The organism is Flavobacterium potami, assembly GCF_020026915.1.
Taxonomy (GTDB): domain Bacteria; phylum Bacteroidota; class Bacteroidia; order Flavobacteriales; family Flavobacteriaceae; genus Flavobacterium; species Flavobacterium potami.
Genome location: NZ_JAINUY010000008.1, coordinates 116358 through 129202, shown reverse-complemented (window position 1 = coordinate 129202; position 12845 = coordinate 116358). Strand labels below are relative to the sequence as shown.

The 12845-nt window shown below is 33.9% G+C and carries 15 protein-coding genes and 1 tRNA gene; 5 read left to right on the top strand and 11 right to left on the bottom strand.

Annotated elements, in window-relative coordinates:
• Positions 1-11 precede the first annotated feature (11 nt).
• Positions 12-572: a hypothetical protein gene (locus K6T82_RS21170; protein WP_223710372.1), complete on the bottom strand. Its 561-nt coding sequence runs from the start codon at positions 570-572 to the stop codon at positions 12-14.
• A gap of 153 nt (positions 573-725) precedes the next feature.
• On the opposite strand from K6T82_RS21170, the gene K6T82_RS21165 reads away from it, so the two are divergent.
• The gene (locus K6T82_RS21165; RefSeq protein WP_223710370.1) at positions 726-902 is read left to right on the top strand and encodes a hypothetical protein; all 177 of its coding nucleotides are present in this window, start codon (positions 726-728) and stop codon (positions 900-902) included.
• 126 nt (positions 903-1028) lie between these two features.
• Here K6T82_RS21165 and K6T82_RS21160 read toward each other — a convergent pair.
• Positions 1029-1102 (bottom strand) — tRNA-Ala (locus K6T82_RS21160).
• A gap of 105 nt (positions 1103-1207) precedes the next feature.
• Here K6T82_RS21160 and K6T82_RS21155 point away from each other — a divergent pair.
• The 4 genes from K6T82_RS21155 to K6T82_RS21140 all read left to right on the top strand — a co-directional run bounded on the left by K6T82_RS21155 (position 1208) and on the right by K6T82_RS21140 (position 3606).
• Positions 1208-1972, top strand: a complete 765-nt coding sequence (locus K6T82_RS21155; RefSeq protein ID WP_223710368.1) for an enoyl-CoA hydratase/isomerase family protein — start codon at positions 1208-1210, stop codon at positions 1970-1972.
• A gap of 155 nt (positions 1973-2127) precedes the next feature.
• Positions 2128-2304, top strand: a complete 177-nt coding sequence (locus K6T82_RS21150) for a hypothetical protein (RefSeq protein ID WP_223710365.1) — start codon at positions 2128-2130, stop codon at positions 2302-2304.
• A 33-nt stretch (positions 2305-2337) separates the two neighbouring features.
• The gene (locus K6T82_RS21145) at positions 2338-2790 is read left to right on the top strand and encodes a 6-pyruvoyl trahydropterin synthase family protein (RefSeq protein WP_223710363.1); all 453 of its coding nucleotides are present in this window, start codon (positions 2338-2340) and stop codon (positions 2788-2790) included.
• Between the two features lie 72 nt (positions 2791-2862).
• Entirely contained in the window at positions 2863-3606 is a 744-nt protein-coding gene (locus tag K6T82_RS21140) for a UDP-2,3-diacylglucosamine diphosphatase (RefSeq protein ID WP_223710361.1), read from the top strand.
• On the opposite strand, the gene K6T82_RS21135 is transcribed toward K6T82_RS21140, so the two are convergent.
• The 9 genes from K6T82_RS21135 to K6T82_RS21095 all read right to left on the bottom strand — a co-directional run bounded on the left by K6T82_RS21135 (position 3607) and on the right by K6T82_RS21095 (position 12696).
• Positions 3607-4818: a cytochrome c3 family protein gene (locus K6T82_RS21135; RefSeq protein ID WP_223710359.1), complete on the bottom strand. Its 1212-nt coding sequence runs from the start codon at positions 4816-4818 to the stop codon at positions 3607-3609.
• A gap of 83 nt (positions 4819-4901) precedes the next feature.
• Positions 4902-5258 carry a hypothetical protein gene (locus tag K6T82_RS21130; protein ID WP_095928324.1) on the bottom strand — a complete coding sequence of 119 codons (357 nt, stop codon included), beginning with the start codon at positions 5256-5258 and terminating at the stop codon, positions 4902-4904.
• Between the two features lie 151 nt (positions 5259-5409).
• Positions 5410-5766 carry a hypothetical protein gene (locus tag K6T82_RS21125; protein ID WP_223710357.1) on the bottom strand — a complete coding sequence of 119 codons (357 nt, stop codon included), beginning with the start codon at positions 5764-5766 and terminating at the stop codon, positions 5410-5412.
• A 151-nt stretch (positions 5767-5917) separates the two neighbouring features.
• Complete coding sequence (locus tag K6T82_RS21120) at positions 5918-6832, bottom strand: alpha/beta fold hydrolase (RefSeq protein WP_223710355.1); 915 nt, start codon at positions 6830-6832, stop codon at positions 5918-5920.
• Positions 6833-7063: 231 nt separating this feature from the next.
• Positions 7064-8347: an MFS transporter gene (locus K6T82_RS21115; RefSeq protein ID WP_223710353.1), complete on the bottom strand. Its 1284-nt coding sequence runs from the start codon at positions 8345-8347 to the stop codon at positions 7064-7066.
• Entirely contained in the window at positions 8334-10037 is a 1704-nt protein-coding gene (gene recJ, locus K6T82_RS21110) for a single-stranded-DNA-specific exonuclease RecJ (RefSeq protein ID WP_223710351.1), read from the bottom strand. Before recJ ends, K6T82_RS21115 begins: the two co-directional genes overlap by 14 nt.
• Positions 10038-10313: 276 nt before the next feature.
• Positions 10314-10658, bottom strand: a complete 345-nt coding sequence (locus K6T82_RS21105; RefSeq protein ID WP_008465164.1) for a HopJ type III effector protein — start codon at positions 10656-10658, stop codon at positions 10314-10316.
• Between the two features lie 90 nt (positions 10659-10748).
• A complete protein-coding gene (gene rsmI / locus K6T82_RS21100) occupies positions 10749-11471 on the bottom strand; it encodes a 16S rRNA (cytidine(1402)-2'-O)-methyltransferase (RefSeq protein ID WP_223710349.1) in 723 nt (240 codons plus the stop codon).
• A 130-nt stretch (positions 11472-11601) separates the two neighbouring features.
• The gene (locus tag K6T82_RS21095; RefSeq protein WP_223710347.1) at positions 11602-12696 is read right to left on the bottom strand and encodes a hypothetical protein; all 1095 of its coding nucleotides are present in this window, start codon (positions 12694-12696) and stop codon (positions 11602-11604) included.
• Between the last annotated feature and the right edge of the window lie 149 nt (positions 12697-12845).

The window sequence follows — 12845 nt, the reverse complement described above, 5'->3', positions numbered from 1 at the left end:
TATTAAATCAATTAATCCAAATCCATGTCTTTTGCCATCTCTTCCCATTTTTGGTTTAAATACGCTTTGGATTGTTCTTCAAAATTAGATTCGATATCTTCTAAAATCTGAACTTTTGGACTTAAAATAGCCTTTCCGTTTTCAAAATAAAGGTAAGCGTCCACGACATTATCTCCCCAGAAGAAAGGAAAAACTATCGCTTGGTTTTCTAGACTTTCGTTAATGTAGTTTTCCAAACTGATGATAAAAGCAAACATTGGAAGCATTTCTACAAAATTTTCACTAAAAAATAGCATTCCCCAATTCCATTCTTCGGTAGCTTCATCATAATCTGAAAAAGCCATTGCTTGAGGATATTTAATCCAACCATCAATAATTTCTTTGTTGGTTTTGTCATTATAAGAACGAAGTAATTCGGGAGTCAATTCCATTTTAGAATACATGTTACGACTGTCCCACCAATTAAGCCAGTTTTGATTTAATTCTGGTTTCTCCGGATGACTGTTTAGAAATTTCTCTAATTGATTTTTTGAAATTTTTACTTTACAATATAATGAGCTTAGTTCAGACATGATTTTTAATGTGTTTGTAATTGAGGGATATTTTTTAAACGACTTTTCAGAAAGTTTAGTTTTTGAAACGAAAAATATTTCAAAAGATAACACTTAACCTTTTGATAATACGCTAAATACTTTAAATTTTTATATTTAATTAAAATTTAAATTATGGATGTTAATTGGAACATAATAGGAGGTGTGCTAGTCTTGGTTGTGATTTTGATAATCTTAACAATTAGAAAAAACCTAAAAGAAAAAAAGAAATTGGAAAACTTATTGAATAACGATTTCAAAAAGAAAGAGAAAGACGATGTAAATGCAGAAGATTCTGCAAATGAGAAATAAGCTTGGTAATTTATAATAAACCCGACAGGTTTTAAAAACCTGTCGGGTTTATTGTTTTGTGGAGAATGCCGTAAAAAAAATACCCAAGCAGAATCGATATCTGTTTGGGTATTTTTGAATTATTCGTGGAGAATACCGGATTCGAACCGGTCACCCCTTGCCTGCCAGGCAAGTACTCTAGCCAAATGAGCTAATCCCCCAAATGTTTAAACAAATAAAGTCAAATAATTTTCAAAAAACAAATTTCGGCGAGTTTCAGGAATATAATTTTTCAAAAGCGTAACTTTACCTTTAAATCTTTTTTTATGAGTTTAGAAAATGCAAATGGAAGCTTAGAAACTTCCTTTCAAAATAAAATAGCAACAGTGCAATTTGGACATCCTGCAAGTAATTCTTTTCCGCGTGATTTATTGGATCGTTTGACTTCCGAAATTAATTCTTTGAGCAGAAAAGAAGATGTTTCGGTTATTGTTTTGAAAAGTGAAGGAAACAAAACCTTTTGTTCTGGTGCTTCTTTTGACGAATTATTAAAAGTAGAAAACGAAGAACAAGGTTTGGAATTTTTTTCTGGTTTTGCACATTTGCTAAATGCCATGCGAAATTGCAGTAAACTTATTATTGGTCGTGTACAAGGAAAAGCAGTAGGAGGCGGAGTTGGAATTATTTCGGCCTGCGATTATGTTTTTGCTACTCCGCAGAGCGATATTAAATTATCAGAATTGGCAATCGGAATTGGCCCTTTTGTAATAGAACCAGCTGTTTCGAGAAAAATCGGAAAAACAGCAATGACCGAAATGACATTGTCAGGGCATGAATGGAAATCGGCAGATTGGGCTTTTCAAAAAGGACTTTTTTCTGTTTTATCTGAAGCTGAAAATTTAGATGCTGAGGTAGAAAGTTTTGCTTTAAAATTAAGTTCGTACAATCCTGAAGCGTTGTACGAAATGAAAAAAATTATCTGGGAAGGAACAGAAACTTGGGAATCTTTACTTTTTGAACGTGCCGCAATTACAGGAAGATTGGTCTTGTCCGATTTTACAAAATCGGCTTTGCATCAATTTAAAAAATAAAATTTTAACACATAGAAACATAGTTTTCATTATGCTAAAGACGTTTCACTTTCATACATACACATAGTCTATGTGTGAAAGCTAGCTTTTTCCATAAACTTTTAAAAGCGATAAAAATCTATGTTTCTATGTGTTTAAACATAAAATAATTTAAGATGAATATTATTTCCCTATTTCAAAAAGTAGATGTTGCTGAAAAAATCAAGAACGCGCCAGATAGCAGTTATGAAATCGGCGTGGTAATTGGAACCTTTATTCCGTTTCTGCTTTTGGTTGGAATTGCTTTTTGGATGTATAACAGAGCTAAAAAAAGAGACAAAAACGGTTATTAATTTGTAAATTTGCAAGCTTAAAATTAAACATCGATGAGTAATATCAGAATTACAAAACAATTTAGCTTCGAAACTGGCCACGCTTTGTACGGTTACGACGGAAAATGCAAGAACGTTCACGGACACAGTTATAAATTATCGGTAACGGTTATTGGCTCGCCAATTACAGACCGATCGAATGTGAAATACGGAATGGTAATTGACTTTTCTGACCTAAAGAAGATTGTAAAAGAAGAAATCGTCGATCAATTTGATCACGCAACGGTTTTCAATCAAACTACTCCGCATGTTGAATTGGCAGCAGAATTGAAAAACCGCGGACATCACGTAATTTTAGTAGATTATCAGCCAACAAGCGAAAATATGGTAGTTGATTTTGCTGAAAGAATTGTAGCAAGACTTCCAGAAGGAATTTCTCTTTTCTCACTTAAACTTCAGGAAACAGAATCTTCTTTTGCAGAATGGTATGCTTCTGATAATCTTTAATTAGTCAAAAAGGCGAAAGTCGAAAGTCAAAAGTGAAATGTTTTTGCATCTCACATCTCACATCTCACAATAATGAAAAAAATATATTTTGCTTCAGATCAGCATTTTGGTGCGCCAACTCCAGAATTGAGTTTGCCACGCGAAAAGAAATTCGTGGCTTGGTTAGATGAAATTAAGGAAGATGCAGAAGCTATTTTTCTTTTAGGAGATTTGTTTGATTTTTGGTTTGAATATAAAACCGTTGTTCCTAAAGGTTTTGTTCGAATCTTAGGAAAACTGGCCGAAATTCGCGACAGCGGAATCCCGATTTACTTTTTTGTTGGAAATCATGATCTTTGGATGAATGATTATTTTGAAACCGAATTGAATATTCCGGTTTATCATGACAACAAAGAATTTACTTTTAACGGAAAAACTTTTTTAATTGGTCACGGAGACGGAAAAGGTCCTGGCGATAAAGGGTACAAACGAATGAAAAAGGTATTTACCAATCCGTTTTCTAAATGGCTTTTTCGTTGGCTACATCCTGATGTTGGCGTTAGTTTAGCGCAATATTTATCAGTAAAAAATAAATTGATTTCTGGAGATGAAGACATTAAGTTTTTAGGCGAAGAAAAAGAATGGCTGATTTTGTACGCAAAACGAAAGTTGGAAACCAAACATTATAATTATTTTGTTTTCGGGCATCGTCATTTACCTATGATTCGCTCTGTTGGAGAGAATTCAGAATATGTTAATCTCGGCGATTGGATCGGATATTTTACTTACGGTGTTTTTGACGGAGATAAATTCGAACTTCACGAATTCAAAAAATAATTATTTTTTCGCATTCGGATAAATTCCTATTTTGTGCGTTCTTAAAATGTAATTCGACAACTGTTTGCTGTTTGAAAGCTGAAAACTAATCGCGTTCGAAGCCTTTTTTGGCATATGACATTCTACGCAATTGCTGGCTAATAATTTCTCTGGCATTATTTTAAGCGTCGTTTCCTTGTGTTTTAAACTCTGATGACAACTCATGCAAATTTTGGAATAAGAGGCCATGTTTTTAGAAGCATTTTCATGTGGATTATGACAGGTAATGCAATCCATTTTTTCGCTATTAACAAAACATTTGCTTTGAGCCATTAAGCGAAACTGATTTCCATGAACGTCAAATTTTGCAGTATCTGTGATACTTCTTGTTTCACGAAAGAACTCCGATAGATTATCACCAGGTTTAAAGTCAAAACGTGATTTTAATTTCATTCCGTCATTTCCTGCGTGGCATAATGCGCATGCGTCGAGTCTTTGTTGTCTGCTTAATGCTTTAAGATTTGTTATGCTATTGGCAACCTTTACATTCGGATTTTTTAAATGAAACTCAACGTGTTTTTTTGCAGGTCCGTGGCAGCGTTCACAGTCAATTCCGTATACGATTGTTTTTTTATTAATAACATCTTCCACATCCATAGACATGAAATTTTTCTCCGCAGAACTTTGATTCACAACTCTAGAACTAATGTTCGAACTATGACAAGCATAACAATCTTTAACTACCATACGATCAAAATAGGGTTTGTCTGCTGGAAATCCGGGACTTGTGGCCCAATTATTTATAGAATGGTAAAAAGAAACAGGTAGTTCGTAAGTATTATTTTCTCTCCAATAAACAGATGTCTGTGCATGTTTGGCTCCAAACACAATTTCAAATTTATATCTGGCAGTTTCTTTTCCGTTTTTGTATAAGACCTGATACAAACTGTCGCCATGTTTCTCCATGACCAGTTTGGTGTCTTTGTCGTAAATAAAAGTATGATTTTTAGAATCGAAATCTCCGGAAACATTTTCTAAGATCGCTGGTGCAGTTGCTTTGAAATGGGAACTTTGAAATGCCATTTCCGACTGTGTTTTGTGACATTGCACACAACTTTCAGAACCTGCATAATCAGTGCCACGCGGATCAATATATTCTTCTGATTTATTGGTACAACTGACAACGAAGATTGTCAAAAAGATAATCGTAAGTATAAATACAGTTTTTTTCATTGCTGTAAATATACTTTTTTTTGAATGGAATCAAAATATATTTCAATAATGAAAAAATGTTGTTAAAATATTTAGAATGTTTCTTAATTCATGCCAACTCCATAAACATATTCGTCTAGCTCGATTTTAAATAAAGAACCTTCTACTAAATCTTTAATCGACTTTAATTCGGTCATGTTTACAGCTAAATCTATTGAATTGCATGGAGTTTTCAATAAAAACTTATGGCAAGAATATTTCATTTCGCAGGCTTCACAACAAGCATTTTCAATCATACTATCTTCAATCAAATCGCAGAAAAGATTCAATTCCTGAACAGTAAAATAAAAACCAGTTTCCTTAAAAACCAATTGTACTTTGTCTGAAATCGTAGTGTTGTGATCTTTCCAGTAAAAAGCTATCCCAAAGTTATTATGATATATTTGTTCAATTTCTCTCATCGTAAATCCTTTTATTTCAACAAATATAAATATTATTTAAATTAATTCTAAATAAAAAAATCATAAAAGTTTGAAAAATCTTTTCATCCAGCCAATATCACTAAATGGTATAAAATGTGTGAATCTGTAAAGTATAATAGAAAGAGCTATTTTAGTTCATTCCAGAACCGTAAATATATTCGTTGAGATGAAGTCGGAATAAAGAGCCATCAACTAAGTCTTTTATAGAGTTTAATTCAATTGGTGATATTTCTAAATCTATAGCAACATAGGGTGTCTTCAATAAAAATTTATCGAAAGCGCGTTTTACACCGCTTGTGTCAGAATTGTTTTGATCTGTTACGCAGTCTTCAATTAGATCGTGAAATTCATTTAACTCCTCAACTGAAAAATAAAATCCCATTTGTTTAAAAAGCAGCTGAATTTTATCTGATATAATTTCGTTGCCTTCCTTCCAATAAAATGAAATTCCAAAATCGTTTCGGTATATCTGTTCAATGTCCTTCATGGCATTTTTTTTAGGCCACAAAGATACAACCAGTTTGTATTAATAGTTGATTAACAAAAGCATAAAAAAAAGCCAAAAAATATCATTAATAATTGGTTTTGAGTTGTTTAAGTGGTGCTTTTGAATTCGCTCTTTTAATGAAACTTGACCATTATTTTAGCCACTTTTTTAGGTTAGAAAGAAAATCTGCCTGTTGGTCAACAAATAAATAATGAGAACAATTATCAAGGAAAACAAAGTGTTTCTCGCCAGTTATAGCTTTCAAAGAATTAATTTGATCCGATGAAAAAACGCCATCCTCTTTTCCGTAAATTCCGTAAATAGGAACTCCAGCAGATTTGATTTTTTTTAAAATTGGTCTGCTGTCAATGTTGTTTTGTTTCTCGTTTTGATAAAAAACTAAAGGTGCATTTTTATTTCGAATATTGGTTTTATAGAATTTTCCAGCTTCGTAATCTGCATATAGTTTTTTAGATGCTGCGGTTGGCTTTGGCATTTTAAAAAAGCCATTTTCACCTGCAAGTTCGTAACATCCTTTTCTATATTCGGCAGAATTTTTATTTAGGTTTTCTACAATACTTATTTTCTTCAATTGTTCAGAATCGTTTCTGTATTTTTTCTTCAGCGTATTTAAAATATGATCATACGTTTCTTGTTGAGAAAACAAAGCGCCAGCCAAAACCAAAGCGCTCACATTTTGCGGATACTTATTGGTATAAAGTGTCGCCACCAAACCGCCAAAACTATGACCCAAAATAACGACTTTCTTTAAATGATATTTTTTATAAATCGCATTCAAATCCTGAAAAGCTTCTTCATAAGTAAATTTTGCATTTGGATCTGCAGATCTTCCTTCGCCTCTTCGATCGTAAGCAATTACATAAAAACCTTGATCGGCGAGTTTTTGAGCCGTTGTTCCTTCAAACAAAGTCGCATTACCACTTGGTCCACCATGAATAAAAATGATGGTTTTATTCTTTTCGTTTCCGTAAGTTTTGACGTAAAGGTTTTGTCCTTTCGCGAAAAGCGAAATAGTAAGAAATAAAATGGTTGCTAATAATTTCATTTATAGAGATTGAAATTCTTTGAAAAATTTATATGTCTTAAGATGTTGGGTGAAACTATTTTTAACACATAGAAATGTGGCTTTTAGGGGATCAATTTAAGGTGTTTCACGTAGAATATTGTACATAGAGCTATGTGTTAAAGCTTGCTTTTTCTATAATCTTAAACAGAAGCAATAAAAAATCTATGTTTCTATGTGTTTAAATAACGGGTATGGTTTAAACAAATTAATTTACTCTAATTTTTGATGATCATCCATATCTCTTTTCAAATCTAAATTTCTAAAAGTTGGAGATTTCAATGCAGTGAAAACTACTGTCAAAAGCGTAACACTTCCTCCAAAAACAACAGAAGTAACCGCGCCCATTAATTTGGCAGTTGCACCACTTTCAAAAGCGCCTAATTCGTTTGAAGATCCAACAAAAATGGAGTTTACGGCACCAACACGTCCACGCATATGATCTGGAGTTTTTAACTGTAAAATAGTCTGACGGATTACAACAGAAATTCCATCAGCCAATCCGCTTAAGAATAACGCGAAAACAGAAAGCCAGAAATAAGTCGATAATCCAAATAGAATGATAGATAATCCGAAAACAAAAATGGCGATTAAAAGTTTCTTTCCTGCATTTTCATACAAAGGCACATAAGCCGAAACCAACATCGTGATAAAAGCACCCACAGCAGGAGCAGCTCTCAAAATTCCGAAACCTTCAGAACCCACTTTTAAGATATCTTGTGCAAAAACGGGCAATAAGGCGACAGCACCTCCAAAAAGTACTGCAATCATATCAAGCGATAATGCCCCGAGAACGATTTTATTCTTAAATACAAAAGTTATACCCTCCATAAGACTGTCTTTCATAGATTCTCCCATTTTCGGATTTATGATTGGTTTTTGACTGATTTGAGACAAGGCAATCAAAGAAAGAATTGAAAACCCGAAAACCAAACACATAGACCAGTGAACACCAATCCAGTTAATAGAGAAACCCGCCAAAGCTGGTCCCATAACCGCTCCAATTTGCCAAACCGAACTACTCCAAGTGGCAGCATTTGGATATACTTTTTTAGGAATGATTAAGGATAGAAGAGAGAAAATAGTAGGTCCCATAAAAGAACGAACGATTCCGCCAAAAAATACTAAAGCGTAAATGGAATACAAAATGAGATGCGTAGACCAACCTCCAACTACTTTTGGCCAAGTCAATAAGAAAAGCCCAAAACTAATTACCGAAAAGCCAAAAATACATTTTACCAATAAGCTTTTCTTTTCTCTCTGGTCTACTATATGTCCAGCAAACAATGACATTGAAACAGCGGGAATAATTTCCATTAAACCAATAATTCCTAATGAAAGCGGGTTTTTAGTTAAGCTGTAAACTTCCCATTCAATTACAATAAATTGCATCGACCAGGCAAAAACCATTGCAAAACGCAATAATAAAAATACGTTGAATTCTCTGTATCGAAGCGCTTGATACGGATCTCGCTTAGTTGATTTAATTTCTTCCATTTGTTCTAATGTCTTTCAGCATAAGCTGTGTTGAAACAGTTCCGTTCCATTCGTTTTCGGCAATTGTAAATGCCAGTTGAAACGGATTTTGATTTTTTACAATATTTATTTTTTTTCCTAATCCGAAACCAATTGCAGCGATTCCATCGGAGTTATTTTGTTTTGCAAAAAGCCTTAAATGTTCTTCTTCTGCGCCTAAAGTTTTAGCATAACCTGTATCAATCGCATCAGAAGTCATAAAAACGGGTGTCATATTTTGCGGGCCAAATGGTTCAAATTGTTTTAAGATTCGAATTAATTTTGGTGTAATATCAGAAAAATTGATTTCGGCATCAATTTCGATTTCTGGAACACGCATTTCTGGTAATATTGTCGATTCTACGCATTTCTCGAAAGCGGCTTTAAAAGCATTATAATTCTCAGCTTTTAAAGTCATTCCGGCAGCGTACATGTGACCTCCAAATTGTTCTAAATGTTCAGAGCAGGCGTCAAGCGCATTATAAACATCAAATCCTTTTACAGATCGGGCAGAAGCGGCATATTTGTCTCCGCTTTTAGTAAAAACTAAAGTCGGACGATAATAGGTTTCAATTAATCTTGAAGCTACAATTCCGATTACGCCTTTGTGCCAATCTTCTTGAAAAACAACGGTTGAAAAACGTTCTTCTTCGTTGTTTTCTATAATTTGCTGAAAAGCTTCTTTGGTAATTTTTTTGTCTAAATCTTTTCGGTCTGCGTTATATTGTTCAATTTCTGAAGCGAATTGCTGTGCTTGTTCAAAATTGAATTCGGTTAATAATTCTACAGCATGATTTCCGTGTTTGATTCTTCCTGCAGCATTAATTCTTGGCGAAATAATAAAAACGACATCCGTAATGTCGAGCACTTTCTTTTTTACTTGATGCGTTAAAGCTTTAATTCCGGGTCTTGGTTCGCTATTGATAACTTTCAATCCGAAATGGGCTAAAACACGATTTTCTCCTGTAATCGGGACGATGTCGGCGGCAATTGCAGTAGCCACCAAATCCAGATAGGGAACTAAATCTTCTATCGTTTCATTTCTATTCTGCCCTAAAGCTTGAATCAATTTAAATCCAACTCCGCAACCGCATAATTCGTCGTAAGGGTAGGAGCAGTCTTCTCTTTTTGGATCTAAAACGGCAACAGCATCAGGAAGAAATTCTCCCGGACGGTGGTGGTCACAAACAATAAAGCCGATGTTTTTTGCTTTCGCGTAAGCGATATGATCAATCGATTTGATTCCGCAGTCGAGAGCGATAATTAAAGAAATTCCGTTGTCGTCTGCGTAGTCAATTCCTTTATACGAAATACCATAACCTTCATCATAACGATCAGGGATATAAGTAGCAATATTTGGATAATGCGATTTTAAATACGAAGAAACCAAAGAAACCGCTGTTGTTCCGTCGACATCATAATCGCCAAAAACCAAAATGTTTTCTTGATTTTCAATGGCTTGTTCGATTCTGGCAACGGCTTTGTCCATATCTTTCATTAAATACGGATCGTGCAGATGTTCTAAAGACGGGCGAAAGAAATTCTTCGCTTCATCAAAAGTTTCAATTCCTCGCTGAATTAAAAGTGTTGCTACAAAATCTTCTACATTTAGAGCTTGTGCCAAATGTTTGACTTTTTCTTCAGATGGTTTTGGTTTTAATGTCCAGCGCATTTTTTAATTGTAGATTTTTGATTTTTAGATTTTAGATTTTGGAAATCGTTTAATCTCAACTGGTAATTTTTTTGTTTTGTCACTGATTAAAAGGAATTCAATGTTTTTTTTAACCACAAATTACACAAATTCTCGCCAATTTAATTTGTGAGAATTTGTGTAATTTGTGGCAGAATATTAGCCTTCAACTTTGTCAAAGTTTTAAACTTTGACAAAGTTTGATGGTTTCAAGATGTAGAATTTAAATATCTAAAATCTACAATCTGAAATCTAAAATTATTTCGCTTCCAAAGCATTTCCTTCAAACTGAATTCCATCCCAACCTAAGTTGATGAAATTTCTAATGTTTTGGTGATTTGTTCCGTTTGGATCGCCTAAAACTTCTTCAAAATAAAAAGCTCCAAAACAAGCTAATGTTTCTTCTTTGCTTAAATTCTGCAATTTTGCGAAAGAAAATAATTTGCAAGAACCAGAATTTTCGCCTGCTGCGTTATGTTGTGTTCCGTTTTGAAAAGCAGTTGGAGTAAAGTTGTAGTTTTCTTCAATTACTGCAATAGTTTCAGGAAATGTGATTTGTGTTGGAGTTTGTTTTACTTTTTCTAAAAAGGCTTGAATGCTCATGATTATGGTTGGATTTTTTTGCCACGAATTACACCAATTACACTAATTTAATTCGTGGAAATTTGTGTAATTCGTGGCTGAAATAATTATTTAGTCTTCTTCTTCGTCTTTTGAATATTTACTTTTTTTGGCTTCTTTCTCGATTGTTTTTCCCGCAACAACAACTACGATTTCTCCTCTTGGTGCGGTTTTTTCAAAATGAGCTAAAACTTCTTTGGCAGTTCCACGAACGTTTTCCTCGTGCAATTTTGATAATTCACGAGAAACGCAAACTTGTCTGTCTTCTCCAAAGTATTGAACAAATTCACTTAAAGTTTTAACGAGTTTATGCGGTGAAACGTATAAAATCATCGTTCGAGTTTCTTCGGCTAAAGCCAAAAAACGAGTTTGACGTCCTTTTTTATCAGGAAGAAAACCTTCAAAAACAAATTTGTCATTTGGGAGTCCGCTGTTTACAAGAGCGGGAACAAAAGCCGTTGCTCCAGGAAGACATTCGACCTCGATTTTATTTTCAACGCAAGCGCGAGTCAATAAAAATCCAGGATCTGAAATAGCTGGAGTTCCAGCGTCTGAAATCAAAGCGATAGTTTCTCCAGCTTTCAAACGAGCAATTAAATTCTCGGTTGTTTTATGTTCGTTGTGCATGTGATGGCTGTGCATGTGCGTGCCAATTTCAAAATGCTTCAACAGTTTTCCACTGGTGCGTGTGTCTTCCGCCAAAATCAAATCGACTTCTTTCAAAACCCGAATGGCTCTAAAAGTCATGTCTTCAAGATTGCCAATTGGCGTTGGAACGATATATAATTTGGACATAATTTAGTTTGATAATTTTAACACGAATTGCACGAATTGCACGAATTGCACGAATTGGCACGAATTGGCACAAATTCTAAAACTTTAAAAATTGTACAGAGAAAAAATTGGTGCTAATCTGTGTTTTGTTTTAAGAGAATTTTTTCTCGATAATTCCAAGAAAACGTTCTGCGTAATCGTCTTTTCCTTCCCAGTTGTTGTAATCTGGTTTTACCATGTTTTCAATAAATTCCTTTGCTTCTGCATACGAATCAAAAGTTAAGAGTTGATTTAAAACACGGCTGTAATCTTCTGTGCTATTTCCAAAAAGATTTTTAGTGAATGCAATTCTGTCATTCAAATCAATATGAAAACCTCTTGCCAGTTTTTCGTTTAAACTTACTGGTTTTACTTGCGCAGGAGTTTCCAGAATAGCAGTTTCTACTTTTTTTACTTCTGTTTTCTCTTCCTTTTTTTCTGCTACAAAATCATTTATCGAAGGTGTTTTTACAGGAGGAATAGCTTCAAAATTGTCTACTTTTACAAACTGAGCATCGGCATAATTCAATCCAAAATCTTCAAATTGTATTGTAGGCATTGAAGAATTTGGCTTTTTTGGTTCTTCCTTAACTTCTTCTTTTATTTCTTCCGTTTCCAATTCAAAAGCGGGTTTGAAATCTGGAATTGGTTTCAAATCATTTACCGTTGTGAACGAAAGTTCGTCAAGAGCACTTTTCGGTTCTTCAACTTTTTCGATTTCTGGTTCTATAATTTCGGCAACGATTGGTTCGGCAGTTTCTTCAATTACTGGTTCTTCTATTTCTGCAGCAATTGGTTCAATAGTTTCTTCGACTACTTCTTCAGCTTCAACAACGATTGGTTCTGGAATTTCTTCGACAATTGTTTCAGCAGTTTCAACAACTTCTGCTGGTTTTTCTTCTGAAATTTCAGGTTCGTATGTTTCTTCAAGCGCAATTACATTTTCAGCAGTCGGCGCTTCATTTTCGATTAAAGATGGAATTACTTCTTGTTCTTTATCAAAAATCGTTTCCAATTCTGAAGTAATATCGTTTTGACCAATTGTTGGTTTTGCAGCGTCGAAATTCTCTTCTACAAATTTTAATACCGCTAATTTCTCGTATAATCTCTGAGTTTCAAGGTACAATTGATTGATATCGGATTTGTTCTTAAGTTTTAAAATTCGATGTGCAATGCTGATTAAATCGGCTTCCAATTTTTTTTTCATAACTGTTGAAATTATAGTGAATAAGGTATTTTAGTGTATTTAATGTCTGAATGTCTTTATTTATAAGGGAAAATCAAAAGATAATTTTTTATTTCTGTTAATAAGCTTTCGCAAATTTACGATTTGATAAAAATTTTCTACTTTTGAAA

Bases quoted from the DNA above. Each gene is read 5' to 3' on its own strand.
- K6T82_RS21170 (WP_223710372.1), bottom strand. From the start codon at position 572: ATGTCTGAACTAAGCTCATTATATTGTAAAGTAAAAATTTCAAAAAAT.
- K6T82_RS21165 (WP_223710370.1), top strand. From the start codon at position 726: ATGGATGTTAATTGGAACATAATAGGAGGTGTGCTAGTCTTGGTTGTG.
- K6T82_RS21155 (WP_223710368.1), top strand. From the start codon at position 1,208: ATGAGTTTAGAAAATGCAAATGGAAGCTTAGAAACTTCCTTTCAAAAT.
- K6T82_RS21150 (WP_223710365.1), top strand. From the start codon at position 2,128: ATGAATATTATTTCCCTATTTCAAAAAGTAGATGTTGCTGAAAAAATC.
- K6T82_RS21145 (WP_223710363.1), top strand. From the start codon at position 2,338: ATGAGTAATATCAGAATTACAAAACAATTTAGCTTCGAAACTGGCCAC.
- K6T82_RS21140 (WP_223710361.1), top strand. From the start codon at position 2,863: ATGAAAAAAATATATTTTGCTTCAGATCAGCATTTTGGTGCGCCAACT.
- K6T82_RS21135 (WP_223710359.1), bottom strand. From the start codon at position 4,818: ATGAAAAAAACTGTATTTATACTTACGATTATCTTTTTGACAATCTTC.
- K6T82_RS21130 (WP_095928324.1), bottom strand. From the start codon at position 5,258: ATGAGAGAAATTGAACAAATATATCATAATAACTTTGGGATAGCTTTT.
- K6T82_RS21125 (WP_223710357.1), bottom strand. From the start codon at position 5,766: ATGAAGGACATTGAACAGATATACCGAAACGATTTTGGAATTTCATTT.
- K6T82_RS21120 (WP_223710355.1), bottom strand. From the start codon at position 6,832: ATGAAATTATTAGCAACCATTTTATTTCTTACTATTTCGCTTTTCGCG.
- K6T82_RS21115 (WP_223710353.1), bottom strand. From the start codon at position 8,347: ATGGAAGAAATTAAATCAACTAAGCGAGATCCGTATCAAGCGCTTCGA.
- recJ (WP_223710351.1), bottom strand. From the start codon at position 10,037: ATGCGCTGGACATTAAAACCAAAACCATCTGAAGAAAAAGTCAAACAT.
- K6T82_RS21105 (WP_008465164.1), bottom strand. From the start codon at position 10,658: ATGAGCATTCAAGCCTTTTTAGAAAAAGTAAAACAAACTCCAACACAA.
- rsmI (WP_223710349.1), bottom strand. From the start codon at position 11,471: ATGTCCAAATTATATATCGTTCCAACGCCAATTGGCAATCTTGAAGAC.
- K6T82_RS21095 (WP_223710347.1), bottom strand. From the start codon at position 12,696: ATGAAAAAAAAATTGGAAGCCGATTTAATCAGCATTGCACATCGAATT.